Below are 26,855 nucleotides of genomic sequence, written 5' to 3'. Positions count from 1 at the left end.
GATTCCCCAATCGAAAGGACACCCCAGCACATGTCTTCCTCACCTTTGCGGCGCGCCTTGGGCGTCGGCATGTTCGCGGCCGCGGCCGCTGCCGCACCGTTTGCCACGGTGCTGTCGCAACCGGCCCCCGGTGCCGCCCTGGCCTGCCCCGCCGGCGAGGCCGAGGACGTCTACACCCACCACTGCATCCCGGAGCTGTCGCCCAACGTTGCGGGCGGGCACCATCCCACGGTGACCGTGCAGGCGCCCGTGGTGGCGACCCCCAACGATGCCGGCCAGATCACGCCGTCCACACCCGGAAGTCAGTTCAGCGTCCCCGAGATCGACGGGGTGCCCTGCAACAACCCGGGCCAGTGCATCGGCCTGGAGGAGTCGGAGGCCGGCCAGATGCCGATCGTGCACCCGCACTCCACGCTGTCGTCGAGCCCGTAATCAGCGGAGCGTGACGCAACCGGGGGCGTCGCCTAAGGTTGGATCATGCCCGCAAAATCTGATTCCGCCGAACTAGGCGACGTCGAACCACTTGCCGACGATACGGCGAGCCAGGCTCGGCGCGTGGTGGCCGCCTACGCGACCGACGCCGATGAGTGTCGGGTGTTCCTTTCCATGCTCGGCATTGGTCCGTCGAAGCTAGAGGCCTAAATGACGGCGCCCGAGCAGGGCAGTCGCGCAGACGTCGGCGCCTCCGACTTCGTCGTGGTGGCCAATCGGTTGCCCATCGACATGGAGCGCCATCCTGACGGGACCGTCACCTGGAAGCGCAGCCCGGGTGGTTTGGTCACCGCCCTGGAGCCTTTGCTGCGCAAACGTCAGGGCGCCTGGATCGGCTGGGCCGGCATCGCCGAGGACGACGTCGACGAGATCGATGACCCACTGCTCGAAGAGGAGCTTCGGCTCTACCCGGTGCGGTTGAGCGAGCAGGACATAGCCGAGTACTACGAAGGATTTTCCAACGCCACCCTGTGGCCGCTGTATCACGATGTGATCGTCAAACCGATCTATCACCGGCGCTGGTGGGAACGCTATGTCCAGGTCAACCGCCGGTTCGCCGAGGCCACCGCGCGGGCCGCGGCGCACGGCGCCACCGTCTGGGTGCAGGACTATCAACTGCAACTGGTGCCCAAGATGCTGCGGATGCTGCGTCCGGACCTGACCATCGGGTTCTTCCTGCACATCCCGTTCCCGCCGGTCGAGCTGTTCATGCAGATGCCGTGGCGCACCGAGATCACCGAGGGTCTGCTGGGCGCCGACCTGGTCGGCTTTCACCGGCCCGGCGGCGCGGAGAACTTCCTGTTCCTGGCCCGCCGCCTGATCGGCAGCAACACCACCCGCGCAGCCGTCGGGGTGCGCTCCAAGTTCGGCCAGGTGCAAGTCGGGTTCCGCACCGTCAAGGTGGGCGCATTCCCGATCTCGATCGACTCGGCCGCCCTGGATGCCACCGCACGCGACCGCGCCATCCGCCGTCGCGCCCGGGAGATCCGCGCCGAGTTGGGCAACCCACGCAAGATCCTGCTCGGCGTCGACCGACTGGACTACACCAAGGGCATCGACGTCCGACTGGACGCCTTCACCGAGTTGCTCGAGGAAGGTCGCGCCAAGAGCGAGGACACCGTGCTGGTCCAGTTGGCCACCCCCAGTCGGGAGCGGGTGGAGAGCTACCGCGCGATGCGCGGCGACATCGAACGCCAAGTCGGTCACCTCAACGGCGAGTTCGGCGAAGTCGGCCGCCCGGTGGTGCAGTATCTACACCGCCCGGTCCCGCGGAACGAGCTGATCGCTTTCTTCGTGGCCGCCGACGTGATGCTGGTGACTCCGCTGCGCGATGGGATGAACTTGGTGGCCAAGGAGTACGTAGCCTGCCGCAGTGACCTCGGCGGCGCCCTGGTGCTGTCCGAATTCACCGGTGCCGCAGCCGAATTACGGCAGGCTTACCTGGTGAATCCGCACGACCTGGACAATGTCAAGGACGCCATCCAGGCGGCGCTGGAACAGGAGCCCGAAGAAGGCCGACGCCGGATGCGCACGTTGCGCCGCCAGGTGCTGACCCACGATGTGGACCTGTGGGCCAGGTCGTTCCTGGACGCGTTGGCCGATCGGAACCCCAGTCCGTCGGGACAGCCAGAGGAATCGGCCGACTCGGTCTAGATCGGGTTGATCGAGTCGATCAGCCACTTGCCGTCGAGTTTTTCGAACCTGACCTTCAGCCGGCTGCCGCGGTGCACCGTCTGCTTGGACTTGTCGGTGATGGCGCTGTTCAAGAACACCAGGACGGTACCGGAGTTGCGCTCGGCTTCGAGCACGCCGACGCCCACCGTGTGCGCTTGGCTGACCACCTCACCGGCGCGGGCCTGCGGGATGATCTCGGTGTTGGCGCGTTGCTCGAACTCCTGCCGGAAATCGGGCGTGAGCAACGGCTGAGCCTCGATCATCCGGCGTTCCACGTTCTGATAGTCGAACGTGAGTACCTCGGGTACGTTCTGCTCGGCCAACGGCACCAACTCGGCGGCCGTCACCTCCGCGGCATGCGTTTGCATCCGGCCCCAGTACAGCCAGCCCGCCACCCCGCCCAGAACCACCAGGGCAGCGACGGTGAAGGCCACCAATGCCACACCCAGGGCGCGCAGCAACCGGGGCATCAGTTACCACCCTCGGGATACATCAGGTCGTAGGCGGTCATCCGCCCGTTGTCGTCTTCGCGCACGATGATCCGCATCCGGAAACTCTGCGACGGCCGGTTGACGCCGTTGATGTCCGTGGGGGTGACGTGCACGGCCAGCAACACGGCAGCCTGATCGACTTCCGGGTCGACCTGCTCGAGCGCGACACCGTCGAAGGTCGCCTCCGAACTGGTTTGCGAATCGCGCAGCAGTGCCTTGAGGTTGTCGACGTTGTTGCCTTGGCTCATCTTGTCCCGCAGCGGGCCACTGGTGCCGTCGACGAACCGGTTGACGGTTTCGTCCACATCGTTCTGGGTGAAGGTGAACATGTTGGTCACGGTCTGTTTGGCGGTGTCGACGAACCGCTGTTCCCGGGCCTGTTGGCGGTCCGTCTCGTTCTGCTGCCAGCCCAGGAACAACACCGCCGCACCGAGCAGTGCGGCCAGCACCAGACCGAGCCCGACGGCCGCCACTGCAGCCGCGGTGGCGTTGGGCCGGCGGCGGGCGGCGGAGACCGGCGAGCTGCGCGAACTCGCCGAGGGCACCGTCACGTCGGGGCCGAGTTCGGTTTCGCTGCTCGGCTCGCTGCGGGTCGTGATGGTGGCCGCAGCGGGGTTGTCCGACGTCGGCCCGGCCGCGCGGGACGCGCGCCGACGCACCGGCTTCGTGGCCGCATCGGACCCCGAAGTCGTGTTGTCCGCCATCAAACCTGCCTTGGATCCAGCATGAGGTCGACCCAGTTCTCGGCCGGCCGGTGCTCCAGGATGCCGACTTCGCCGGTCACCGGATCGACGAACTTGCCGTTCTGGTCGTAGGTAGCGTACGCGCCCGCACTGGCCTGCGGCTGCCCGGCCTCGGCGGGTAGCGGCCCGGGTTCGGCCGGAGCCGGTTGTTCTGCGGCCGGGGCGGCGGGGTCCGCCGGGGGCGCGGGCCGGGCGTACGGCGGCACCAGTTGATCCTCGGGCGCGAAGAACGGCCAGTTGGGCGCCGGCGGGTTGTCGTTGGGCGGATACGGCAACGGGAACGGCGCGTGCGGCGCCGGTCCCGGACCGGAGACCTCACCGGGCGGCAACTGCACCACCGGGTTGCCCGGATCATACTCTGCCGACGGCGGGATATACGGGAACTTGTTGGGCGGCAGAATGTTTCGGCCGTCCTCGATGGGTGTGCCGTACGGGATCGGCGGCCCGCGCCACGGGTTGCTGCCGATCGGGACGTAACCCTGCGGATCGCGGCACAACTGCACCGTCGGTGCTCGCTTGCCCGGGAACTCCATGCACGGGTAGTTACGCGCACCGCGCACCACGGTCGGATCGCTCTGCGCGGTCTTGCAGTAGAGATCCTTGGGCAGCTCGCGCACCGTCAGGTCCGCCGGCGAGCGGATCTCGGTGGCCGGGATGAACCCCACCTGGCACGGCGGCGGATCACCGAGGTCGACCTTGAAGTCCAGTTTGGCGCCTTCGTCCGGCGGCACCCCGCCGGCCACCGTGATCAGACCGGCGATCAGGGCCGGGAAGATCACCAGGGCCTGTTCGATCGAGCGGTGGTAGATCACGCCGATCCGGCTCAAATTCGCCATGTTGGCCGCCAGCATGGGGAAGCTGGGCCGGATGCCGGTGAACGTCTCGTTGAACTGGTCGGCCGCACCCGGGGTGTTGGCCAGCAACGTGCGGAATTGCGGGTCGGCGTTGTTGAACTCGGTGGTCAGCCGGGCCAGTCCGTTGGCCAGCGATTGGATGTCGTCGCCGCTACGTACCTGGGCGTCCAGGAACGGGCCGACCTGGTCGATCAACTGCGCGGTCTGGTCGTAGTTGGCGTTGGCCTCGTCGACCAGCAGCCGGGCCGACTGCAGCATCCGGGCCAGCTCGGGGCCGGAGCCGTTGAACGCCTGGAACGCTTCCCGCAGCACGTCCTGCAGTCGACTGTTGCTGATCGAACTCACCAGCGCATCGGCCTGTTTGAGCAGACCGACGATGTCCTGACCGACGAACGTGCGGTCCGGGGTGATCACCGCGCCGTCGCCGAGCCGCGCGGCGGCCGGCTGCTCGGGTGGCACCAGGTCGATGTACTGCTCACCGACCGCGGACACGCTCTTGACCGTCGCGGTGACGTTCTCCGGCACCGGGGTGTTGCTGTTCAGTCGCATCCTGGCGACGACGGCGTTCTCGGCCAGCCCGACCGATTCGACCCGGCCGACGGTGACACCGCGGTAGGTGACGTTGGCGTTCTGGTAGATCCCGCCGCCGGTTTCGAACTGCGCCGCCACCTGGTAGGAGCCGATCCCCAGCTTGGCCGGCACATGCAGGTAGAACACCGCGATCGCGACGACGGTCAGCAGCGTGACGACCGAGAAGATGGCCAGCTGGATCCGGGTGAGACGAGAGAGCATCAGCCACCTCCCTCGGTTGCGACGGTGCCCGGCGGGATCTTGAACGGATCAGCGGCCTGACCGGACAGGTTGGCCATCGAACCGATGATGAAGTCCGGCGGGTTCAGGATCTCGGACATGTGCTTCATGTTCGGATCGATTGCGGAGGTGGTGAACATCGATTCGCCGAACCGCCGCAACGTCAGGTCGAAGGTGGCGTACACGTTCAGGTAGTCACCGCGCACAGCATTGCGCAGATAGCGACGGTCGAACGGGAACGTCGGGATGAAGGTCAAACCCGAGACCAGGTAGTCGGCGTGGTCGGCCAACTCTTTGATCACCGGGTACAGGTCCTTGAAGTCCGCGGCGAAGTCGTCCTTGGTCTTGGCCAGCACGTCGGCGGCCACCGCACCCACCCGGCCCAGCGCGGCGAAGGTGTCGACGATGTTGGCTTGGTTGTCGTTGAGCACCTTCAGCGCGGCCGGCAGCGTTTCCAGCGTGTCGGCCAGCGCCTCCTTGTTCGACGCCAACTCAGTGGACAGCCGGTTGAGACCCTCCATCGCCCGGATGATGTCGCCGGTCTGGCCACGCAACGAACTGGTGAGTTCCACCAGCCGGGGCATCAAACCGGTGAACGAACCCGAGCGGTTCGCCACCGCCGCATACACCTCATCGGTGATGTCTTGCAGCGCACCGAGATTGCCCTTGTTGACCACCACGCCCAGCGACGACAGCACTTCCTCGGTGCTCGGGTAGCGCCCGGCGTTGTCGATGCCGATGGTGGAGCCCTGGACCAGTCGGCCTTCGTCGCCGCCGTCGGCCGGCGCGGCCAATTCCAGGTGCTGGGAACCCAGCAGCGAGGTCTGCGCGACCTGCGCGGTGGCATTGGCGGGCAACTGCACGCCCGGCTCCAGCGAAACCTGCACCGCGGCATAGAACGTGCCGTCCGGGCGCTGGATGGCGTCGATACCCGAAACGCTGCCGACCGTGACGTCGTCGACCATCACCGGTGAGTTCTGCGGCAAGGTCGCAACGTCGGGCAACTCGACGGTGATGGTGAACGAACCCGCGCCGTGGCCCTTGGTGCCCGGCATGTTCAACGAGTTCAACCCGCCGAACGAGCAGCCGGCCAGAACTGCCGCGGTGCTGCCGAGCGCCACCGTGAGTCGGCCCATCCGCGCGATGGGAGCCAACCGCATCAGCCACCACCTTCCGGAGTCGCGGGCGCGGCCACCGGATCCGGTGCCGGGCCGGGTGCCGGACCACTGCCCACTATGTGCGGCGGTCCGGGCGAGATCTGGCCTTCCACCGCCGGCGGCGGCAACACCAGGTCACCGAGGGTGGCGCCGGGTGGAATCACCGGTGGCGTGACGCCCGGGGCCGGCTGCCACTGCAGATACGGCACCGGGGTCTGGGACTTGGCCTCGGTGGCCGGGGTGTCGTAGATGATCTGGCCTTTGTAGGCCGTGATGCTGTTGATCGGGTGGAACAGCACCGGCGGGAAGTTCATCGTGATCCGGCGCAGCACCGGGCCCATCCGCTGGCGGCACAGTTCGGCGCGTTTGATGTTGTCGGCGTTGGCCGTGGTGCCGGTGTCGAAGACGCCACCGCAGATGAATTGCACCGGGTTGGCGAAGTTGGGCAGCGACAGCACACCACCCACGCTGCCCTGGGCCGGGTTGTAGATGTTGTAGAAGTTGGCCAGGCCATTGGGTGTCACGTGCAGGACCTGTTCCAGGTCGTCAGATTGCTCACGCGTGATGTTGGTCAGGTCGGTCAGTTTGTTCACCGAGCCGACCAGGGAGTCGTTGTTCTCGTCCAGGAACCCCCGCAGGTCGGTGAGCGCCTGGTTCAAGGTGCCCAGCGTGCCGTCCAGTCCGGTGGTGCTCTCGGCCAACACCTGGGTCACCGAGGCGACGTGGTTGGAGAACTGCACGATCTGTTCGTTGCTCGATGACAGCGCGTTCACCAGGATCTGCAGGTTCTTGATGGTGCCGAACAGGTCGGTGCGCGAATCACCAAGGCGCCCAGCGGTTGCCGACAGTTCCCGCAGCGCGTTGCGGAACGAGTCGCCGTTGCCGTCGAAGGTGCTGGCGGCCTGGTCGACGACCTTGCTCAGCGGTCCCTGCAACCCGTCCTCGGCGGGGCCGAGGGTGCGGGCAAGTGCGGTGAGTTCCTCTTTGACTTCATCCCATTCCACCGGCACGGCGGTGCGTTCGGCCGGAATGGTGGCGCCCTGCGTCAGCACCTCGCCACCACCGTCCGGCGCACCGGCATCGAACGCCGGGGTGAGCTGAATGAAGCGCGCGGCCACCAGGTTCGGCGACACGATCAGGGCCTGCGCATCGGCGGGCACCTTGACGTCGTCGCGAATCGACATGGTGATCAAGACGTCCTCGGCGCGCGGCTCGATCGAGTCAATGGTGCCGACCGGCACGCCGACCACTCGAACGTCGTCACCGGGATAGATACCCACCGCGGAAGTGAACAGGCCACGGACCTGATAGGTCCCGCGGCCGGGCCAGAGCAGCACCAACCCGGCCACCAAGGCCACAGCCAGCGCGACCGCCAGCCCGATCAGGACGCCGCGTTTGCGGCCGTTGGTTTCGGTCATGGCGACTTCGGCCTCATGATCACGCGTTCGGCCAGCAGGCCCTTCAGGTAGTCAGCAAGGCTGTCCGGCAGCTTCCCGGGCTGGAAAGCCGTGTCCAGCAACACCTCGGCGATGGTGGCCGGTGGCAGGCCGTACAGGTTGATCTGGAAGCCGGGCGCCGAGCCCACCACTTCGCCGAGCGCGGTGGCGTATCCGGGCAGCCGGGCCAGCGCGTCGCTGATCTGCTCGCGCCGGCTGGTGAGGTTGTCCAGTACCAGGTTGAGTTTTTCGAACGCCGGTCCGAACTCCTTGCGGTTGTCGGCGACAAAGCCGGAAAGTTGTTCGGACACTTCGTCGATGCCGGCGATCAACGTCGAGATCGACTGTCGCCTTTGGTCCAGTGCGGCGAAGAGCTGGTTGCCGTCGACGATGAGCTGGTTGACCTGCTCGGCGCGCTCGCCGAGCGTCGTGGTCACCGACCGCGCATGGTTCAGCAACTCGCCGAGTGCCTGATCACGGGTGTTGATCGCGCGCGACAAGCTGGTGACCCCGTCGAGTGCGCCACGCAGTTGCGGGGTGGCGTCGTGCAGCGCATCGGTCAGGACCTGCAGCGCCTCTTCGAATTTCGGCTTGTCCAAGGCCTGGGTGTTGGAACCGAGATCTTGCAGCGCGGTACCCAGGGTGTAGGGCGTGGTGGTGCGGCCCAGCGGGATGACGGTGTCGGTGCCGCCGCCGGCCGGCTTGACCTCGAGCGACTTCTGACCCAGCACGGTTTCGGTCTTGATCGCCACCAGCGACTGGTCGCCGACGTTGACGTTGCGGTCGACGGTGAAGCTGACCTTGGCGGCGGTACCGGCCAATTCGATCGACTCGACGTGGCCGACCTTGATGCCGGCGATGTTGACGTCGTCGCCGGCTGCGATGCCGGCAGCGTCGGCGAAGAACGCGTCGTAGGACTTGCCTTGCGGCCAGAACGGCAATCCGGTGTAGCCGAACGAGACCAAGACCAGGCAGGCCACCACGACGATGCCGAAGATTCCAGTGCGGACGGGATTGGAACCGTCAATTGTCCGGGTCAGGAGTGCACCTCCCCTTGGACGGGTCCGGCGGTCCACCGAACGGAATCAGGATGTCACTGCCGGCTGGTCCGTTGATCTTCAACCGGACCGAGCAGTAGAAGATGTTGAAGAACGAGCCGTAGGCGCCGAGTGCATTGAGCCGCAGGTAGTTTTCGGCGAGCGGATCCAGCGTGGCGTTCACGTCCTCTTTGCGCTTGTCCAGCTCGCTCATCAACGGCCGCAGGTTCTCCACCACGCCCTGCACCGGACGGCGGCCCTTGACCAACATGTCGGTCAGGTCGGCTTCGGCCGAAGCCAGCGGGCCGATCGCGCCGGCGATCTCGTCGCGCCCCTGCGCCAGCCCGGTGATCAACTGCTGCAACCGATCCACGCTGGCGTCGAATTGCGCACCCTTGGCGTCGATGGTGCCGAGCACGGTGTTGAGGTTGCTGATCACGTCACCGATCAGCTGGTCCCGCGCAGCCAAGTCGTTGGTGAACGCATTGGTGTTGGACAGCAGTTCGGCCAGCGCGCCGCCTTGGCCTTGCAGCAGTTCGATGACCGCGTTGCTGACCTCGTTGAGCTTGTTGCCGTCCAGCCCCTTGAGCACCGGCCGCAGCCCACCGAGCAGTGCGTCGAGATCGAGCGCCGGGTCGGTGTTCTCCTGGCCGATGGTGGCCCCCGGCGGCAGCTTGACCAGGTCACCCTTGCCCGAGGTGATCTCCAGATAGCGGTCACCGACCAGGTTTTCGTAGCGGATCACCGCGCGGGTCGAGGTGTAGAGCTGGTAGCGCTTGTTGACGTCGAAGGTGACGTCCACCGAATTGTCCGGCGCCAGCTTGACGCTCTTGACGGTGCCGACCGGAACGCCGGCGATGCGCACGTCCTGCCCGGACTTGAGCCGCGACGCCGACTCGAAGTTGGCGTGATAGGTGCTGCCCGAAGCGAACCGGAACTCGCCGAACACCACGATCAGGCCGGCCGCCACCAGCAGCATGGCCAGCGTGAAGGCACCCACCTTGATCAGGATCCGGTTCTCGCTCATCAGAAGTCATCCCGTTCTGCGAACGCACCGTTGAACAGGAACTGCAGCGTGGACGGCGCGTCGAACTGCACCTCGGTGTTGGGCTGGTACGGCACGTAGGCGTTGTCGGTGACCAAGAACGGGGCGCGATACCACGAACCGCCGAACTGTTTGCTCGGAATGTCGGGCAGCCCACGGCAATTCGGGCCGCCGGTGGCGTTCACGATGGGCAGGCTCTCCGGGTAGGTGTAGGCCGGCGAACCCGGCAAGAAGCCCGAAGCGACGAACAAGCCGGGCCGGGTGCCGCCGATCACCGGGCCGAACTTGTCGGCGGCGGTCACCATGGCCTCGAGCAGACAACCGAACTCCGGTGAGTAGTCGCCGAGCACCTTCAACGGGGCCCGGGCCCGTTGGATCGCGGCGACGTAGTCCTCGGCGGCCGGCGCCAGGGTTTCATAGGCGTTGTTGGCCAGGCCGGTTGCGGCCAGCAGGGTGCGGTTGAGGTTGTGCTGCTGATCCTCGATGGTGCGCGCCAACTGCGGCGCGTTGCGCAGCACGGTGGCCAGATCGGGTGCGGCCGCGGCGTAGATGTCGGCCACCTCGGCGGTCTGGGCGATGTCGGCTTCCAACGCCGGCAACTTCGGGTTCAGCTGCGCCAGATAGCTGTTCACCCCGGCCAGCGCGGCACCGAGATCGTCGCCGTTGCCGCGCAAACCCTCACCCAGCGCCGACAGGGTGCCGTTGAGGTTGACCGGATCGATCTTCTGCAGCACGTCCATCAAGGTCTGGAACAGCGTGTTGACTTCGAGCTGCACCTGGGAGGCGTGCACCACCGCACCGGCCTGCATCGAGCCTTGCGGGTCGTCCGGGATCAAGAACTCGACCGACTTGGCGCCGAACACCGTGTTGCCGGCGATCTGCACGCCGGCATTGGCGGGCAGGTACTTCATCTCGGAGCGGTTGATGGCCAGCGTCAGTTTGGCTTCCGCGCCGGTGTGCTCGATCTTCTTGACCTTGCCGATCTGGATGCCGCGGTACTTCACCTTGGCGTCCTGCTCCATCACCAGACCGGCCCGCGGCGCGGTCACGGTCACGGTGTCGGTGGGTGTGAAGGCGGCGGTGTAGCCCAGATAGGTGACCACCGCCGCCGCCAGGATCAGGCTGAGCAGGATCGCTGCTGCGATCCTGACGTGTCGACGTGCTGCCGTTTCGCTGCTCATCGGCCGCTACCCGGCGAGGTTGAAGTTGCCGGACCCGCCGTAGACGGCGAGCGAGATGAACAGGGTGATGACAACGACCACGATCAGCGAGGTCCGCACGGCCTTGCCGACCGCGATGCCCACGCCCACCGGACCGCCGGAAGCGTTGTAGCCGTAATAGGTGTGCACCAGCATCACCCCTATCGACATCACGATCGCCTGCAGGAACGACCACAGCAGGTCACTCGAGACCAAGAAGGTGTTGAAGTAGTGGTCGTACAGGCCGCCGGACTGGCCGTTGATGAACACCGTGGTGAACCGCGCCGCGAAGAACGCGGCCAGCACCGACAGTGAGTACAGCGGGATGATCGCGATCAGGCCGGCCATCAGCCGGGTGGACACCAGGTAGGACACCGAGTGCACGGCCATCGACTCGACCGCGTCGATCTCCTCGGCGACCCGCATGGCCCCGAGTTGGGCGGTGGTGCCGGCACCGATGGTGGCCGCCAATGCGATACCGGCCACGATCGGGGCGACCACCCGGACGTTGAGGAATGCCGACAGGAACCCGGTCAGTGCCTCGATGCCGATGTTGCCCAGCGACGAATACCCCTGCACCGCAATCACGCCACCGGAGGCCAACGTCAGGAAGGCCGCCACGCCCACCGTGCCGCCGATGATCGCCAGCGCGCCGGTGCCCATCGTCATCTCGGCGATCAGCCGAATCGTCTCGCGGCGGTAGCGGGTGACCGCGTTGGGGATGTAACGCACCGACTCGCCGTAGAACAGCGCCTGCTCGCCGAGGCTGTCGAGGACCCGGGGCAGTCCGGTCACGAACCGGCGGAACCGCACGGTGGCGTCATAGCTGGCCAATCCGGTCATCCCGTTACCGCTCCAGCACCCGGACGCCGATGGCCGTCATGATCACGTTGATCACGAACAGGCAGATGAACGCGTAGACCACGGTCTCGTTGACCGCGACGCCCACACCCTTGGGCCCGCCCTGCACGGTCAGGCCGCGGTAGCAGCCCACCAGGCCGGCGACCACACCGAACAGCAGCGCCTTGACCTCGGCCAGCAGCAGCTCCGGCAGGCCGGTCAGGATGGTCAGGCCGTTGATGAACGCCCCCGGGTTGACTCCCTGCAGGAACACCGAGAACACGTAGCCGCCGGCAATGCCGATGGCGCACACCAGACCGTTGAGCAGCAATGCCACGAACGTCGAGGCCAGCACCCGGGGCACCACCAGACGTTGGATCGGGTCGATGCCCAGCACCCGCATGGCGTCGATCTCTTCGCGGATGGTGCGCGCCCCGAGATCGGCGCAGATCGCGGTGGCGCCGGCGCCGGCCACCACCAGCACGGTCACCACCGGACCGAGCTGGGTGACGGTGCCGAAGGCGGTGCCCGCGCCGGACAGGTCGGCGGCACCGATCTCGCGCAGCAAGATGTTGAGAGTGAACGCCACCAACACCGTGAACGGGATCGAGACGAGCAGGGTCGGGATCAGCGAGACCCGCGCGATCATCCAGGTCTGCTCGAGGAACTCCCGAAATTGGAACGGACGCCGGAACATCGCCGAGAAGGTGTCGATCGACATCTCGAAGAAGCCGCCCACGGCCCGAGCCGGAACCGCGAGCTGTTGGATCAACCTCGGTTCCCTTCTCGTCGTGTGCGGGGCTGGTCAGCGAGGGTCTTGGCGAAGCCTGGATAGGCCTCCCGCCCGGCGCCTTCCCCGTCCCGATTTCGGACGTCGACCTCTGTGAGACGGATCATAGTAACTAGAACAAGTTCAGGGTGTCAAAGACTCAATACTGGTATCTGCCAGTAGGTTTTCGCTGGTCAGGGGCGGTGTGGCGAAGGTCATTCTAGAACGTGTTCTAGTATCCTCTCACACCGCGGCCGGCCTGGTGCGGGCTCCCTCGAAACGGTCATTCGTCCATCAGGCCGACGGCCGAGAACATCCGGCCCGGCTCGCGCCCGGCAAAGAAGCCGGACAGCGTCGCACTCAGGTCGGTGGGCGCCCAGGCGTCGCCGTCGGCGATGAACTTGTGCTCGAGCACCGGTGCGGCCACCAGACCCACCGCCGGTCCGTAGACCACGAACACCTGACCATTGACCACTTCGGCGGCCGGTGAGGCCAAGTACCGCACCAGGGTCACAACGTGGTCGGGCGACAGCGCGTCGACCTCGCCCTCGGCCAGTTCGGGTGCCGCACCGAAGGTCTCGGCGGTCATCGGAGTGCGGGCCCGCGGGCAGATCACATTGGCCCGCACGCCGTAGCGGGACAGTCCGCGCGCGGCCGACACCGTCAGCGCCGTGATGCCCGCCTTGGCGGCCCCGTAGTTGGCCTGCCCGGGGGGACCACCCAAACCGGCCTCCGATGAGGTGTTGATCAGTCGGCCGTACACCGTGCCGTCGCCGGCCTTGGCCGCCGCGCGCCAGTACTGCGCCGCGTTGCGGGTCAACAGGAAGTGCCCGCGCAAGTGCACCGCGAGCACCGCGTCGAAGTCCTCGTCGGACATGTTGAACAGCATCTTGTCCCGGGTGATGCCGGCATTGTTGACCACGATGTGCAGTCCGCCGAGGCCGTCGGCGGTGCTGACCAATTCATCGGCGGTCGAACGCGCGCTGATGTCGCCGGCCACCGCCACCGCCTTGGCGCCGGCGCCGACGATCTCGTCGATCACGTCGGAGGCGTCCAGCGCCTTGGCGATGTCGTTGACCACGACGGTGGCTCCGGCCCGGGCCAGTCCGACGGCTTCGGCGCGGCCCAAACCGGCCGCCGCACCGGTGACGACGGCGACCTTCCCGGTCAGGTCGATGTCGGCGGCAGCATCCGCATTCGATGTCACTTACGAATACCTCTAGTCTTTCTTGCTCAGCGCGGCCCGCGGGCACTCATCGACCGCGCGGGTGGCGGCCTCTTCCCGGTCCGCCGGGATCGGCGCTACCAGCACGTGGCAATAGTCATCGTCATCGAGTTCGAACAGATCCGGGGCGATTCCCACGCAAATGGCGTTACCCTCACAGCGATCCAGGTCTACTTCCACCTGCATGACGATCTCCTTCCGGTTCCGGTTTCGCGGTGGTGCGTTCGCACCGACCAGTCGATAACCAGGATATGCCGCCAGGCCAGTCTTGCACCCTTCTGGACCGCCAGACTAGAACGTGTTACAACCAGGAGGACACCCAGGGTGACCTCAGGCGCGCAGCCACCAAGACGTAAGGACGTGCGATGCGAATCGGCTACACCCCCGAGCAGGAAGAACTGCGCCGCGAACTGCGCGCCTACTTCACCAAGCTCATGACCCCGGAACGGGCCGAGGCACTCGCGTCCAACGACGGCGAAATGGGACGCGGCAATGTGTACCGCGAGACGGTCGCCCAGATGGGTAAGGACGGCTGGTTGACGCTGTCCTGGCCGACCGAGTACGGCGGTCAGGCCCGGCCCCCGATGGACGGGCTGATCTTCAGCGACGAAGCGGCGATCGCCAACGTCCCGGTTCCGTTCTTGACCATCAACAGCGTGGCGCCGACCATCATGGCCTTCGGCACCGAGGAACAGAAGAAGTTCTTCCTGCCCAAGATCGCCTCGGGGGATCTGCACTTCTCGATCGGATACTCCGAGCCGGGGGCCGGCACCGACCTGGCATCACTGCGTACCAGCGCGGTCCGTGACGGCGACGATTACCTGATCAACGGGCAGAAGATGTGGACCTCGCTGATCGCGTACGCCGACTACGTGTGGCTGGCCGTGCGCACCGATCCGAATGCCAAGAAGCATCGCGGTATCTCGATGCTGATCGTGCCGACCACCGCCGAGGGCTTCTCCTGGACCCCGGTGCACACCATGTCGGGTGTGGACACCAGTGCCACCTACTACCAAGACGTCCGGGTTCCGGTGACCAACCTGGTCGGCGAGGAGAACGCGGGCTGGAAGCTGGTGACCAACCAGCTCAACCACGAGCGGGTGGCGCTGGTCTCGGCGCAACCGATCTTCGTCGCGCTCGACGGGGTGCGGCAGTGGGCCCAGAACACCAAGGACGTGCGCGGCAACCGGATCATCGATTCCGAATGGGTGCAGCTGAACCTGGCCCGGGTGCACGCCAAGGCCGAGGTGCTCAAGCTGATCAACTGGGAGCTGGCATCCACAGAGTCCGCGCCGTCGCCGGCCGACGCCTCGGCGGCCAAGGTGTACGGCACCGAATTGGCCACCGAGGCCTACCGACTGTTGATGGAGGTGCTGGGCACCTCGGCCACGTTGCGTCCGGACTCCCCGGGAGCGGTGCTGCGCGGCCGGATCGAACGCATGCACCGGTCCTGTCTGATCCTGACCTTCGGCGGCGGCACCAACGAGATTCAGCGCGACATCATCGGGATGGTGGCGCTCGGCCTGCCCCGCGCCAACCGGTAACGAAAGCGAACTGTCATGGACTTCACTGCACCCGAAGCGGCCACCGATCTTGCCGGCCTGGTCCGCGCCATCACCGAAGCGGTGTGCACACCGGAGCGGCAACGCGAGCTCGACGGCGTCGAGCAGCGTTTCGACCGGGACCTCTGGACCAAACTGCTCGACGCCGACGTGGTGTCGACGGCGGCGCCCGAAGCCGTGGGCGGCGGCGGCTACGGCATCCTGGAGCAGACCGCGGTGTTCGAGGCGCTCGGCCGGCAGCTGTCCGCGGTGCCGTATCTGGAGTCGGCGGTGCTGGCCGCCGGCGCGCTGGCCGAGTTCGGATCCGAGGCCCAGCAGCAGGATTGGGCGACCGCGGCGATCGCAGGCCGCAAGCTGCTCACGGTGGCGCTGGCCGGTGAGATGGGTCAGGGTCCGGTGGCCGCGCAGGCCGACGGCGCCGGGTACCGGCTCACCGGTGCCCGCACCCAGGTCGGCTACGGTCCGGTCGCCGATGCGTTCCTGGTGCCGGCGGAAACCGACTCGGGCACCACGGTGTTCCTGGTGAGCGCACAGGACCCCGGGGTGGCGATGACCAGCCTGAGCACCACCGGTCTGGGCAGTGTCGGGCACCTGGAACTGACCGGCGTCGCCGTCGGCGCCGACCGGGTGGTGGGCCAGACCGGTGCCGGGCAAGCGGTGCTGGACTGGTTGACCCCGCGGCACGCCCTGGGTCTGAGTGCATTTCAGGTCGGCGTGCTGAGCCGGGCGCTGGAGATGACGGCTGAATACGCGGCCGAACGTGAACAGTTCGACCGCCCGATCGGCAGCTTCCAGGCAGTGGCCCAGCGGTTGGCCGACGGCTACATCGACGTCAAGGCGCTGCGATTGACCGTGACCCAGGCGGCCTGGCGGCTGGAGCAGGGCCTGCCGGTCGACATCGACGCCCGCACGGCCGCGTTCTGGGCCGCCGACGCCGGGCATCGGGTGGCGCACACCGCGGTGCACGTGCACGGCGGTGTCGGAATCGACGTCGATCATCCGGTGCACCGGTACTTCCTGGCCGCCAAGCAGACCGAGTTCATGCTCGGTGGTGCCACCGGCCAACTGCTGGCAATCGGAAGCCAGCTGGCCGACACTCCGGTCTGACCGTGACTCAACCCACCGTCACCTCGCTGCTGGCGGCGTTGAGCGAGGTCGACGACCGCGGCGTGAAGTGGGCGGACGTCGACGGGCAGGTGCAGTTCACCAGCTGGCGCCGGCACATCGCCGACGGAGCTCGGTTGGGTGCGGCGCTGCGCGCACGCCTCGATCCGGACGCTCCCCCGCATGTCGGCGTGCTGCTCGGGAACTCACCGTTCTTCGCCACCTTGCTGGTGGCCGCGGCGTGCACCGGGATCGTGCCGGTCGGGCTGAACCCGACCCGCCGTGGCGCCGCGCTGGCCCGGGACGCCACCAAGGCAGACTGTCAGCTGGTGCTCACCGGCCGTGACCAGTTGCACGACCTCGACGAGCTGGGCCCGATCGGCGTGATCGACAGCGAATCCCAAGAGTTCACAACCGAACTCGACTCCTACCGTGATGCCGTGGTGGACTTCCCGACGGCGGACGCCGACGATCTGTTCATGCTGCTGTTCACCTCGGGCACCAGCGGGGACCCCAAGGCCGTGCGGTGCACGCACGAGAAGGTGGCGTTTCCGGGTGTGATGCTCGCGCAGCGGTTCGGCCTCGGCCCGGCCGACACCTGCTATCTGTCGATGCCGCTGTTCCATTCCAATGCGATCATGGCCGGCTGGGCTCCGGCCGTCGCCGCCGGCGCATCGATCGCTCTGCGGCGTAAATTCTCTGCCTCCCAGTTCTTTCCGGATGTCCGGCGCTTCGACGCCAGCTACGCCAACTACGTTGGCAAGCCGCTGTCCTACATCCTGGCCACCCCACCGCGACCCGACGACGCCGACAACCCGTTGCGGATCGCCTACGGCAATGAGGGCGCGCCGCCGGATCTGGAGCGTTTCGCCAGGCGTTTCGACGTGCAGGTGGTCGACGGATTCGGGTCCAGCGAAGGCGGCGTGTCGATCGCCCGCACCCCGGACACCCCGGCCGCGGCGCTGGGTCCGCTACCCGACGGCGTGACGATCATCGACGTCGAAACCGGTGAGGAATGCCCGCCCGGTGCGGTGGGCGAACTGGTCAACACCACCGGACCCGGCCAGTTCCGGGGCTACTACAACGATCCCGAAGCCGAGGCGCAGCGGATGGCCGGCGGTATCTACCACAGCGGCGACCTCGCCTACCGCGACGAGCACGGCTTTGCGTACTTCGCCGGCCGGCATGGGGATTGGATGCGGGTCGACGGGGAGAACCTGGGCACCGCTCCGATCGAGCGAATCCTGGCCCGCTATCCCGAGGTCACCGAGGTCGCGGTGTACCCGATTCCCGACCCGGCGGTCGGTGACCAGGTGATGGCCGCGCTGGTGCTGCCCGAAGGGGTGGCCTTCGACGTCGACCGGTTCTGCTCGTTCTTGACCGAACAATCCGACCTCGGCCCCAAACAGTGGCCGGCTTACGTGCGGGTGGGCAGCGCCCTACCGCGCACCGAGACGTTCAAGGTGCTCAAGCGCCAACTTTCGGCCGAGGCCACGTCGGGACCGGATCCGGTGTACCCGATCCCCAAGCCGGCACGGCGTTAACCCAGCGTCAACCCAGCATGGAAGGCACGACCGCTTCGATCAGGTACGGCCCTTCGGTCGCATAGGCCACGGACAGCGCGGCAGCCAGCTGTTCGGCGGTGTCGACGCGGCGGCCAGGCACCCCCATGCCCCGCGCGAGCTGAACGAAATCCACTGCGGGGCGGCCCAGGTCGAGCAGGTCGAGCGCCTTCGGTCCTGGCGTGGCGGCGTTCTGGGCGCCCACCCGAGAAAGTTCGATCCGCAGGATGTCATAGGCGCCGTTGCTGAAGATCACCGTGGTGACATTCAGGTTCTCGCGGCATTGGGTCCACAGGGCCGAGATGGTGTACATCGCCGCACCGTCGGCCTGCAGCGAGAGCACCGGTCGATCCGGGGCGGCGATCGCCGCCCCGATCGCCGCGGGCATGCCGTAGCCGATCGCGCCCCCGGTCAAGGTCAGCACGTCGTGGGCCGGTGCGCCTGCGGTCGCCGCGGCCACCCCCACCCCGGCAGTGTTCGACTCGTCGACGATGATCGCGCGCTCCGGCAAGGTGGCCCCGATGACGGCAGCAGTGGACGCCGCGGTAAGCGGACCGAACGGGTGCTGCGGCCGCTGCAGTGCCGCCAGTGGTGCCGCCACACCGGCGGCCAGGTCATCGGCCAGCACCTGCAAAGCAGTTGCTGCGCCGCGGAATTCGGACAACGTGTGCACCGTACAACCCTCCGGGACCAGGTCGCTGACCTTGCCCGGATAGGCGAAGAAGGACACCGGAGACACTGCGCCGGCCAGGATCAGGTGCCGAGTTCCGGCCAGTTGGGCCTGCGCGGCTTCGGCGAAGTAGCCCAGCCGCTCCACCGCGGGGAGCCCGGCGCCGCGTTCCAGGCGCGCCGGGAAGGTTTCGCACAGGATCCGGGCATCGGTGGCCGCCCCGATCCGGGCCGCGGCCGACAGACCGGCGCTACGGGTGGCATCGCCGCCGATCAGGATCACCGTCGGCTCCCCCGAACGCAGTGCAGCCGCGGCGGCCGCCAGCGCCGCGCCATCCGGCTCCGGTTGCGCCGGCGCAGCGACGGTCTGCGCGGCCGCCGTCGTCGGCACCTCGTCCCAGGACACGTCGGCCGGCACGATCAGCGTCGAGACCAGGCCGGCCTGACTCGCGGCCAGCGCGGCGGACACATCGGTGGCGACCGTGGCGCTGCTCGAGGCACGCCGCACCCAGCCGGACACCGTCGCGGCCACCGCGTCGATGTCGGATTCCAGCGGGGCGTCATAGCGTTTGTGTCCGGTGGCGTGGTCGCCGACCACCACCAGCATCGGTGTGTGCGCCCGGCGCGCGTTGTGCAGGTTGGCCAGACCGTTGCCCAAGCCGGGCCCCAGATGCAGCAGTGCCGCGGCGGGCTTGTCGGCGATCCGGGCGTAGCCATCGGCGGCTCCGGTGGCCACCCCCTCGAACAGCGCCAGCACCCCGCGCATCTGCGGCACCTGATCCAATGCGGCCACGAAATGCATCTCAGAGGTACCGGGATTGGCGAAGCAGACCTCGACACCGTGGGCGACCAGGGTGTCGAGCAGCGATTGGGCACCGTTCACGTCTGCCAATCTATGCGTGCCGGGCGCGCAAGTTCGATGTCTTGGACTATGGACAACAATTTCGGGTCAGATGTGTCTTCGCGGCATCCGGTGGTTTAACTGCGCCTGCTCGGGTGGTCGTAAGTCACCACCACCACTTCGGCCGCGATGTCACCGTGGCGGCGCAGCCGGTGCGGCGCACGGGCGTCGAAGTACGCGGTATCACCGGTCTGCAAGTCGATGACCTGCCCGTCGTAGTCCAGTTCCACAGCGCCGCTGTGCACGAACAGGAACTCCTGACCTGGATGGCCGTCATGCGCATGCGCGTCGAATCTGGCACCGGGTCGCAGGATGAACGGGGACATCGCCTTGCCCAACATGTTGGCCCCGATCGGGTGTTGCCGGACCGACTGCCGCTCGGTGGCGCGTTCCACGGTCAGCGAACTGGTGCTCGGGTCATCGGAGAACAGTTGAGCCACATCCACTTCGAGTGCACGGGCGATCTTCATGGCCGCCGCGATCGACGGGGTGCTGTGCCCACGTTCGACCTTCGACAGATAACTCTTGGTCAATCCGGTGGCCGTGGCGAGCTCATCCAGGGTCAGCGCGCGGCGCGTTCGCACCGCGCGCACCAGCGCTGTCATCGGTCCTGCCGTTCGCCCCGCACGCCGATCAGGATAACCGATTGACTAGATGACACTTTGTGTCCTACGGTCGAGGGAGCGGATCCGTCGGCGACAGGGAGATAGGCAATGGGCACCACACTCGGCGACAGCAAATCCGACCTGATGCAGCGCGCGCTCGACGGACTGTCCCGGCACGTCGAGGATTCCGGCTTGTCCCTGCGCCAGAAACTGGCCCTGACCTGTCGGGCGCTGTTCGACGCCGGTCACGATTCCGGCCTGGCCGGCCAGATCACCGCGCGCGCCGAGCAGCCCGGCACCTACTACACCCAGCGGCTCGGGTTGGGCTTCGACGAGATCACCGAGTCCAATCTGCTACTGGTCGACGAGGACCTCAACGTGCTCGACGGCGACGGGATGGCCAACCCGGCCAACCGGTTTCACTCCTGGATCTACCGGGCCCGGCCCGACGTGACCTGCATCGTGCACACCCACCCGTTCCACGTGGCCGCACTGTCGATGCTCGAGGTTCCGCTGGTGGTCTCGCATATGGACGTCACACCGCTCTACGACGACTGCGCATTCCTGCCGAACTGGCCGGGCGTGCCGGTGGGCAACGAGGAAGGCGAGATCATCACCGCCGCACTCGGCGACAAGAAGGCCGTGCTGCTGGCTCACCACGGACACGTGATTGCCGGCGCTTCGGTCGAGGAGGCCTGCTCACTGGCCATGTTGATCGAGCGGGCCGCCAAGTTGCAGTTGACCGCGATGGCCGCCGGCACCGTCAAGCCGCTGCCCGAGCAACTGGCCCGGGAAGCCCACGATTGGACGCTGACACCCAAGCGCAGTCAGGCCAACTTCGCCTACTACGCCCGACGGGCCCTGGCTCGCCACCCCGACGTGCTGGCCGGCTGATCAGCCGCCGCTCCCCGCATTTCTGCACCACCGGAAAGGATTTCCCGACCGCCATGACCGATTCCCGCACCGAGATCCACGGCATCATCGCCTATCCGGTCACCCCGTTCACCGCCGACGGCACCGCGGTGGACACCGCCAAGCTCACCGAACTGGTCGAGTTCCTGGTGTCCGCCGGAGCGCATGCGATCGCCCCGCTGGGCAGCACCGGGGAGTCGGCCTACCTGACCGAAACCGAGTTCGACACCGTCGTCGACACCACGGTGGCCGCGGTGAACAAGCGGGTCCCGGTGATCGTCGGCGCATCGGATCTGACCACTGCCAACACCATTCGGCGTGCCCAGCACGCCCAGCAGGCCGGCGCGGACGCGCTGATGATCCTGCCGGTGTCCTACTGGAAGCTCAACGACCGGGAGATCGCCCAGCACTACGCCAGCATCGGCGCCGCGGTAGATCTGCCGATCATGGCCTACAACAATCCGGCCACCAGCGGCATCGACATGACCCCCGAGCTGCTGGTGCAGATGTTCACCGACATCGACAACTTCACCATGGTCAAGGAGTCGACCGGCGACCTGAACCGGATGAAACGGATCAAGGAGCTTTCCGGCGGCCGGTTGCCGTTCTACAACGGCAGCAATCCACTGGTCCTCGACGCCCTGACCGAGGGCGCCGCGGGTTGGTGCACCGCGGCGCCCAACCTGCGCCCGCAGCTGTGCCTGGACCTGTACGCCGCCGTGCGGCAGGGCAACTTGGCTGAGGCGCAACGCATTTACGACTCCTTGGCGCCACTGCTCCGCTTCATCGTGGCCGGCGGGCTGCCCACCACGGTCAAGGCCGGGCTGCAACTGCTCGGCCGCGACGTCGGCGATCCCCGCCGCCCGTTGCTGCCGTTGGACGCCGCCGGCCGCGAGCAACTGCAGGCGATCCTGGACGCCGCCTGACGGCGCGCGGGCTCAGGCTCAGCGGTCCCGGATGGTGTCGAGGCGCTTGGAGGCGGCCTCGAAACCGCTGACCAACTCGGCAATGATGTCGGCCACCGGCCGGATCTCGTTCATTCGGCCTACGATCTGACCCACCGGCATCGCGATCGTGGTCGGGTCGGTGGACTCACTCATCCGCTGGTGAGCCTCGCTGACCAAGATGTTCTGCAGTGGCATCGGCAGCGGTTCGGGCGCGCCCTCGGCATCCCACGCGTCGGTCCAGCGGCTCTTGAGCAGCCGGGCCGGCTTGCCGGTGTAGATCCGGCGGCGCACGGTGTCGGCCGAGGTGGCGGTCAACAGCGCGTCCTGCATCACCGAGGTGCCGCCCTCGGTGCGCACACCCAGGTCGTATTCGGCTGCGGTCAGGAACGCCGAACCCATCCAAACTCCCTGCGCGCCAAGCGCCAAGGCGGCTGCCACCTGCCGGCCGGTACCGATGCCACCGGCGGCCAGTACCGGCGTGTCGCCGGCGGCGTCGACGATCTCGGGCCACAACACCATCGACCCGATCTCCCCGGTGTGGCCACCGGCTTCGTGGCCTTGCGCGACGATGATGTCCACGCCGTTGTCGATGTGCCGCTGCGCATGCTTGGCGCTGCCGGCCAACGCCGCCACCGGCACTCCGGCCGCGTGCACCTGGTCGATGACGTCCTTGGGCGGTGAGCCCAGCGCATTAGCGATCAGTTTGATCGGGTGCTTCAACGCCACGTCGACGTGCGAGCGCGCCACCGAGTGCAACCAGCCCAGCACACCTTCGTTGCGCTCACCGGTCTCGGCCAGCGGCGGCACGCCCAGATCCAACAGGGTCTTGGCGACGAAGTCGCGGTGCGACTGCGGGATCAGTTTGTTGATGTCGACCGCGCTGCCCTCGGTGGGCACCTTGGCCGGCATCACGACGTCGACACCGTAGGGCTTGCCCTCGGTGTTCTCGTCCATCCAGCACAGCACGTTCTCCAGGTCGTCTGGGTCGTTGAACCGCACGCACCCCAGCACACCCAGGCCGCCGGCGCGGCTGACCGCGGCCGCCACCTTCTCCGAAGGGGTGAACACGAAGATCGGGTATTCGATCCCGAACCGCTCACACAGGTCAGTTTTCATGTCGTCCCTCACTAGGCTTTCGCGCCGGCATGGTTGGCGTGCACCTCATCGGCCGGCCGCGCTTCGGTCTGGTCCTTGGCCCACCGGTAATCGGGCTTGCCGGCCGGCGAGCGCTTCACCTCATCGACGATCCACAGGCTGCGCGGCACCTTGTAGCCGGCGATCTGGGTACGCACGAAGGTGTCCAGATCGGCCAGCGTCGGCCGGGCCCCTTCGCGGGGCTGGACCACCGCGGCCACGTGCTGGCCGTACCGTTCGTCGGGCACACCGACCACCAGGGCGTCGAACACGTCGGGGTGGCCCTTGAGCGCTGCCTCGACCTCTTCGGGGTAGATCTTCTCGCCACCGGAGTTGATCGACACCGAACCGCGGCCCAGCATCGTCACCGAGCCATCGGCTTCGACCTGGGCGTAGTCACCCGGGATCGCGTACCGCACACCGTTGATGGTGCGGAAGGTCTCGGCGGTCTTCTTCTCGTCCTTGTAGTAGCCGACCGGGATGTGGCCGCGCTTGGCGATGATGCCGCGCACGCCCGAACCCGGCTGCACTTCGTTGCCGTCGTCGTCGAGCACCACGGTGTTCTTGTCGATCGTCACTCGCGGGCCGCCGGTGTGGGACTCCCCCTTGGCCACGATGCTGGTGCCGCCGAAACCGGTCTCCGAGGACCCGATCGAGTCGGTGATCACCCGATTGGGCAGCAGTTCGAGGAACTTCTCCTTGTTGCTGGTGGAGAACAGCGCCGCGGTGCTGGCGAGCAGGAACAGGTTCGACAGGTCGTATTCCTTGCCGGCTTCCTGGGCGGCCAGCAGCGAGTCCAGCAGCGGCCGGCCCATCGCGTCGCCGGTGAAGAACAGCAGGTTGACCTTGTGGTCGTGGATCGTTTGCCACACCGCGTCCGGATCGAATTCCGGTTCCAGCACCGTGGTTTGGCCGGCGAACAGGGCCATCCAGGTGGCCGATTGGGTGGCGCCGTGGATCATCGGCGGGATCGGGTAACGCACCATCGGCGGGTTGGCCTCGGCCTGCCTGGCCAGGTCGTACTCGTCTTCCAGGGGCTGCCCGGTGGCGAAGTCGGTGCCGCCGAACAACACTCGGTAGATGTCCTCGTGCCGCCACATGACGCCCTTGGGGAAGCCGGTGGTGCCGCCGGTGTAGAGCAGGTAAATGTCGTCTTCGCTGCGCGGGCCGAAGTCGCGCTCGGGCGAGCCCGCGGCGAGCGCATCTTCGAACGCGACGCCGCCGTAGCGGGCGAAGTCGCCGTCGGAGCCGTCCTCGACCACCACGACGGTCTTGATCTTGGGGGTGTCCGGCAGCACGTTGGCCACCTTGTCGGCGTACTGGCGTTCGTGGATCAGCGCCACCATGTCGGAGTTGTCGAACAGGTAGCGCAACTCGCCCTCGACGTAGCGGAAGTTGACGTTGACCAGGATCGCGCCGGCCTTGACGATGGCGAGCATCCCGATCACGATCTCGTTGCGGTTGCGGCAGTACAGCCCGACCTTGTCGTCCTTCTGCACCCCCCGGTCCAGAAGGAAGTGCGCCAGCCGGTTGGCCTTCTCCTCGAGTTGGGCGTAGGTGAGCTGTTCGTCGCCACAAATCAGGGCGACCCGGTCGGGTACGGCGTCGATGGCGTGCTCAGCGAGATCGGCAATGTTCAAGGCCATGGCACCTAAACTAGAACGTGTTACATTTCGTGACAAGTTTCATGCAATTGCGCAGGAAGGTGATCACCCGTGAGCGAGCCCGATTCGCAGCCGCACGCCCTCGTTGAGCAGCGCGGACACACGCTCATCGTGACCATGAACCGGCCCGAGCGACGCAACGCGCTCACCGGTGAGATGCTCTCGATCATGGTCGACGCCTGGGACCGCGTCGACAACGATCCCGACATCCGCTCGTGCATCCTGACCGGCGCCGGCGGCGCGTTCTGCGCGGGTATGGACCTGAAGAACGCCAACAAGCAAGCGCCCGGCGACACCTTCAAGTCCGGCTACGACCCGACCCGGATCGACGGGCTGCTCAAGGGCCGGCGGCTGACCAAGCCGTTGATCGCCGCCGTGGAGGGCGCCGCGATTGCCGGCGGGACCGAGATCCTGCAGGGCACTGACATCCGGGTGGCCGGTGAGAGCGCCAAGTTCGGCATCTCCGAGGCCAAGTGGTCGCTGTACCCGATGGGCGGTTCGGCGGTCCGGCTGGTGCGCCAGATCCCCTACACCATCGCCTGCGATCTGCTGCTGACCGGACGGCACATCACCGCTGCCGAAGCGCTGCAGTACGGGCTGATCGGCTATGTCGTGCCGGACGGATCGGCCCTGGACAAGGCGCTCGAGATCGCCGAGGTGATCAACGCCAACGGACCGCTGGCCGTGCAAGCCATCCTGAAGACGATCCGGGACACCGAAGGCATGCACGAGAACGACGCGTTCAAGCCGGACACCCAGAACGGCATCCCGGTCTTCTTGTCCGAGGACTCCAAGGAAGGGCCGCGCGCGTTCCTGGAGAAGCGCAAGCCGAACTTCCAGATGAAGTAGCGCCCTTGTTTTCCCGGCGTGCCTGCGGTTTCATACGCAACACGCCGCAACACGCGTATCAAACCGCAGTCGCCAGACCGGGGACGCCCTTGTTTTCCTGCGTCGCCTGCGGTTTCATACGCGACACGCCGGAGCACGCGTATCAAACCGCAGTCGCCAGACCGGGGACCGTCGAGCCGCGGCCTGTGGATAGCGGAAAACCTTCGCGCAGCACAACTGTCAGCATCCGGATATGGACCCGATCGACTGGCCGTTCCGTGGCGCCGAGGCAATCGAAGCCGGCCTGCTGACATTTCGGCAACTGCGCCGTTTCCATACCGCGGCCTATCCCGGCGTCTGGGTACCTCGCGGGGTGGAGCTGTCGGCCACGCAAAGAGCGAAGGCGGCCTGGCTGTGGTCACGGCGGCAGGGCGTGGTGGCCGGCCTGTCGGCGTCGGCGCTGCTCGGCGCCAAGTGGATTGAACCGCACCAACCCGCCGAGTTGATCCACGCCAACCATCGGACACCACCCGGCATCGAGGTGCACGACGTAATTCTCTTGAGCGGCGAATCTGAAGTGATCGACGGGATGACGACGACCACAGCAGCTCGGACCATGTTCGACCTCGGAAGACGATTGGACCTGACCGAGGGCGTGAAACGCATCGATGCACTGATGAATGCGACAGCAGCCAAGGTCGTCGAAGTCGAGCGGATCATCACCGATCACCCCCGCGCCCGTGGCCTGCCTCAGCTCCGAGAAACGTTGGCCCACGTCGACGGCGGCGCGGAATCCCCGTACGAGTCCCTGACCCGACTGATGCTGGTGCAGAAGGGATTTCCGGTACCCGAGACGCAGATCAAGGTGTGCGACGAGTTCGGTGTGGTCTTCGCTCGACTCGACATGGGGTGGCGCCAGTACGGCGTGGGCGTGGACTTCGACGGTGCCCAGCACTGGACGGATCCGCGCCAACACAGCCGAGACGTCAACCGCTATGCGCGATTACCAGAACTCAACTGGATCGACGTTCGGGTTACCAGCGGCATGCTGCACCACGAGCCCGAGACGTTCTTCGACCGAGTAGGCGCCGCCTTGATCTCCCGCGGTTGTCCCAAGACGTGGTGAGAGGATCCGCCCACTGCGTTTTCATACGCCAACCGCGGCGTGTTGCGTATGAAACCGCAGCGCCGCGAG

26 protein-coding genes are annotated in these 26,855 nt (G+C 66.9%); 10 read left to right on the top strand and 16 right to left on the bottom strand.

The features are described from left to right. Positions 1-30: 30 nt before the first annotated feature. From AC5Y3P_RS00265 to AC5Y3P_RS00255, 3 genes are read left to right on the top strand one after another with little or no spacing between them, the layout of a single operon-like run. Positions 31-432 carry an intersectin-EH binding protein Ibp1 gene (locus AC5Y3P_RS00265; RefSeq protein ID WP_500043888.1) on the top strand — a complete coding sequence of 134 codons (402 nt, stop codon included), beginning with the start codon at positions 31-33 and terminating at the stop codon, positions 430-432. A gap of 45 nt (positions 433-477) precedes the next feature. After that, positions 478-642, top strand: a complete 165-nt coding sequence (locus AC5Y3P_RS00260; RefSeq protein ID WP_500043887.1) for a hypothetical protein — start codon at positions 478-480, stop codon at positions 640-642. Further along, complete coding sequence (locus AC5Y3P_RS00255; RefSeq protein ID WP_500043886.1) at positions 643-2,145, top strand: alpha,alpha-trehalose-phosphate synthase (UDP-forming); 1,503 nt, start codon at positions 643-645, stop codon at positions 2,143-2,145. Here AC5Y3P_RS00255 and AC5Y3P_RS00250 read toward each other — a convergent pair. The 12 genes from AC5Y3P_RS00250 to AC5Y3P_RS00195 form a co-directional block, all read right to left on the bottom strand. Beyond that, entirely contained in the window at positions 2,142-2,636 is a 495-nt protein-coding gene (locus AC5Y3P_RS00250) for an Rv1363c family protein (RefSeq protein ID WP_500043885.1), read from the bottom strand. The genes AC5Y3P_RS00255 and AC5Y3P_RS00250 overlap by 4 nt on opposite strands. Beyond that, positions 2,636-3,361 (bottom strand): Rv1363c family protein, encoded by a 726-nt coding sequence (locus AC5Y3P_RS00245; RefSeq protein WP_500043884.1) that lies wholly within the window; start codon positions 3,359-3,361, stop codon positions 2,636-2,638. The genes AC5Y3P_RS00250 and AC5Y3P_RS00245 overlap by 1 nt, the downstream gene beginning before the upstream one ends. Next, positions 3,361-5,046: an MCE family protein gene (locus AC5Y3P_RS00240; protein ID WP_500043883.1), complete on the bottom strand. Its 1,686-nt coding sequence runs from the start codon at positions 5,044-5,046 to the stop codon at positions 3,361-3,363. The genes AC5Y3P_RS00245 and AC5Y3P_RS00240 overlap by 1 nt, the downstream gene beginning before the upstream one ends. Then, on the bottom strand, positions 5,046-6,224 hold the full coding sequence (locus AC5Y3P_RS00235; RefSeq protein WP_500043882.1) for an MCE family protein: 1,179 nt from the start codon (positions 6,222-6,224) through the stop codon (positions 5,046-5,048). The genes AC5Y3P_RS00240 and AC5Y3P_RS00235 overlap by 1 nt, the downstream gene beginning before the upstream one ends. Continuing rightward, positions 6,224-7,639: an MCE family protein gene (locus AC5Y3P_RS00230; RefSeq protein ID WP_500043881.1), complete on the bottom strand. Its 1,416-nt coding sequence runs from the start codon at positions 7,637-7,639 to the stop codon at positions 6,224-6,226. The genes AC5Y3P_RS00235 and AC5Y3P_RS00230 overlap by 1 nt, the downstream gene beginning before the upstream one ends. Further along, positions 7,636-8,685, bottom strand: coding sequence for an MCE family protein (locus AC5Y3P_RS00225; RefSeq protein ID WP_500044249.1), 1,050 nt, complete (start codon positions 8,683-8,685; stop codon positions 7,636-7,638). The genes AC5Y3P_RS00230 and AC5Y3P_RS00225 overlap by 4 nt, the downstream gene beginning before the upstream one ends. After that, positions 8,681-9,721 (bottom strand): MCE family protein, encoded by a 1,041-nt coding sequence (locus AC5Y3P_RS00220; protein WP_500043880.1) that lies wholly within the window; start codon positions 9,719-9,721, stop codon positions 8,681-8,683. Before AC5Y3P_RS00220 ends, AC5Y3P_RS00225 begins: the two co-directional genes overlap by 5 nt. Continuing rightward, positions 9,721-10,920 carry an MCE family protein gene (locus AC5Y3P_RS00215; RefSeq protein WP_500043879.1) on the bottom strand — a complete coding sequence of 400 codons (1,200 nt, stop codon included), beginning with the start codon at positions 10,918-10,920 and terminating at the stop codon, positions 9,721-9,723. Before AC5Y3P_RS00215 ends, AC5Y3P_RS00220 begins: the two co-directional genes overlap by 1 nt. Positions 10,921-10,926: 6 nt before the next feature. Then, positions 10,927-11,781, bottom strand: a complete 855-nt coding sequence (locus AC5Y3P_RS00210; protein WP_500043878.1) for an MlaE family ABC transporter permease — start codon at positions 11,779-11,781, stop codon at positions 10,927-10,929. Positions 11,782-11,785: 4 nt separating this feature from the next. After that, positions 11,786-12,550 (bottom strand): MlaE family ABC transporter permease, encoded by a 765-nt coding sequence (locus AC5Y3P_RS00205; protein ID WP_500043877.1) that lies wholly within the window; start codon positions 12,548-12,550, stop codon positions 11,786-11,788. 280 nt (positions 12,551-12,830) lie between these two features. After that, positions 12,831-13,754, bottom strand: coding sequence for a 3-oxoacyl-ACP reductase (locus AC5Y3P_RS00200; protein ID WP_500043876.1), 924 nt, complete (start codon positions 13,752-13,754; stop codon positions 12,831-12,833). Between the two features lie 12 nt (positions 13,755-13,766). Beyond that, a complete protein-coding gene (locus AC5Y3P_RS00195; protein ID WP_500043875.1) occupies positions 13,767-13,958 on the bottom strand; it encodes a ferredoxin in 192 nt (63 codons plus the stop codon). Between the two features lie 179 nt (positions 13,959-14,137). On the opposite strand from AC5Y3P_RS00195, the gene AC5Y3P_RS00190 reads away from it, so the two are divergent. The 3 genes from AC5Y3P_RS00190 to fadD17 are packed head-to-tail and all read left to right on the top strand — an operon-like array spanning position 14,138 to position 17,982. Further along, positions 14,138-15,316, top strand: a complete 1,179-nt coding sequence (locus AC5Y3P_RS00190) for an acyl-CoA dehydrogenase family protein (protein ID WP_500043874.1) — start codon at positions 14,138-14,140, stop codon at positions 15,314-15,316. Between the two features lie 15 nt (positions 15,317-15,331). Beyond that, positions 15,332-16,441 (top strand): acyl-CoA dehydrogenase family protein, encoded by a 1,110-nt coding sequence (locus tag AC5Y3P_RS00185; protein WP_500043873.1) that lies wholly within the window; start codon positions 15,332-15,334, stop codon positions 16,439-16,441. Next, entirely contained in the window at positions 16,438-17,982 is a 1,545-nt protein-coding gene (fadD17, locus tag AC5Y3P_RS00180; protein WP_500044248.1) for a long-chain-fatty-acid--CoA ligase FadD17, read from the top strand. The genes AC5Y3P_RS00185 and fadD17 overlap by 4 nt, the downstream gene beginning before the upstream one ends. 7 nt (positions 17,983-17,989) lie before the next feature. On the opposite strand, the gene AC5Y3P_RS00175 is transcribed toward fadD17, so the two are convergent. Together AC5Y3P_RS00175 and AC5Y3P_RS00170 are read right to left on the bottom strand one after the other, a co-directional pair. Next, positions 17,990-19,552 carry an acetolactate synthase large subunit gene (locus tag AC5Y3P_RS00175; RefSeq protein WP_500043872.1) on the bottom strand — a complete coding sequence of 521 codons (1,563 nt, stop codon included), beginning with the start codon at positions 19,550-19,552 and terminating at the stop codon, positions 17,990-17,992. 95 nt (positions 19,553-19,647) lie between these two features. Further along, positions 19,648-20,175 carry a helix-turn-helix domain-containing protein gene (locus AC5Y3P_RS00170; RefSeq protein ID WP_500043871.1) on the bottom strand — a complete coding sequence of 176 codons (528 nt, stop codon included), beginning with the start codon at positions 20,173-20,175 and terminating at the stop codon, positions 19,648-19,650. Between the two features lie 108 nt (positions 20,176-20,283). Between AC5Y3P_RS00170 and AC5Y3P_RS00165 the strand changes: the two genes are divergently transcribed. Both AC5Y3P_RS00165 and AC5Y3P_RS00160 read left to right on the top strand, forming a co-directional pair. Further along, positions 20,284-21,069 carry an aldolase gene (locus AC5Y3P_RS00165; protein ID WP_500043870.1) on the top strand — a complete coding sequence of 262 codons (786 nt, stop codon included), beginning with the start codon at positions 20,284-20,286 and terminating at the stop codon, positions 21,067-21,069. A 53-nt stretch (positions 21,070-21,122) separates the two neighbouring features. After that, entirely contained in the window at positions 21,123-22,013 is an 891-nt protein-coding gene (locus tag AC5Y3P_RS00160) for a dihydrodipicolinate synthase family protein (protein WP_500043869.1), read from the top strand. Positions 22,014-22,031: 18 nt separating this feature from the next. Here AC5Y3P_RS00160 and AC5Y3P_RS00155 read toward each other — a convergent pair whose 3' ends face one another. Both AC5Y3P_RS00155 and AC5Y3P_RS00150 read right to left on the bottom strand, forming a co-directional pair. Beyond that, positions 22,032-23,150 (bottom strand): NAD(P)H-dependent flavin oxidoreductase, encoded by a 1,119-nt coding sequence (locus AC5Y3P_RS00155; protein WP_500043868.1) that lies wholly within the window; start codon positions 23,148-23,150, stop codon positions 22,032-22,034. A gap of 11 nt (positions 23,151-23,161) precedes the next feature. After that, a complete protein-coding gene (locus tag AC5Y3P_RS00150) occupies positions 23,162-24,814 on the bottom strand; it encodes an acyl-CoA synthetase (RefSeq protein ID WP_500043867.1) in 1,653 nt (550 codons plus the stop codon). Between the two features lie 135 nt (positions 24,815-24,949). On the opposite strand from AC5Y3P_RS00150, the gene AC5Y3P_RS00145 reads away from it, so the two are divergent. Both AC5Y3P_RS00145 and AC5Y3P_RS00140 read left to right on the top strand, forming a co-directional pair. After that, positions 24,950-25,681, top strand: coding sequence for a crotonase/enoyl-CoA hydratase family protein (locus tag AC5Y3P_RS00145; RefSeq protein ID WP_500044247.1), 732 nt, complete (start codon positions 24,950-24,952; stop codon positions 25,679-25,681). Between the two features lie 232 nt (positions 25,682-25,913). Beyond that, on the top strand, positions 25,914-26,786 hold the full coding sequence (locus tag AC5Y3P_RS00140) for a putative endonuclease domain-containing protein (protein WP_500043866.1): 873 nt from the start codon (positions 25,914-25,916) through the stop codon (positions 26,784-26,786). Positions 26,787-26,855 lie beyond the last annotated feature (69 nt).

The sequence above is a fragment of the Mycobacterium sp. NGS45 genome, assembly GCF_059812645.1.
Note: the sequence above shows the minus strand (reverse complement) of the source record. Positions and strands in the feature narration are given on the sequence as shown.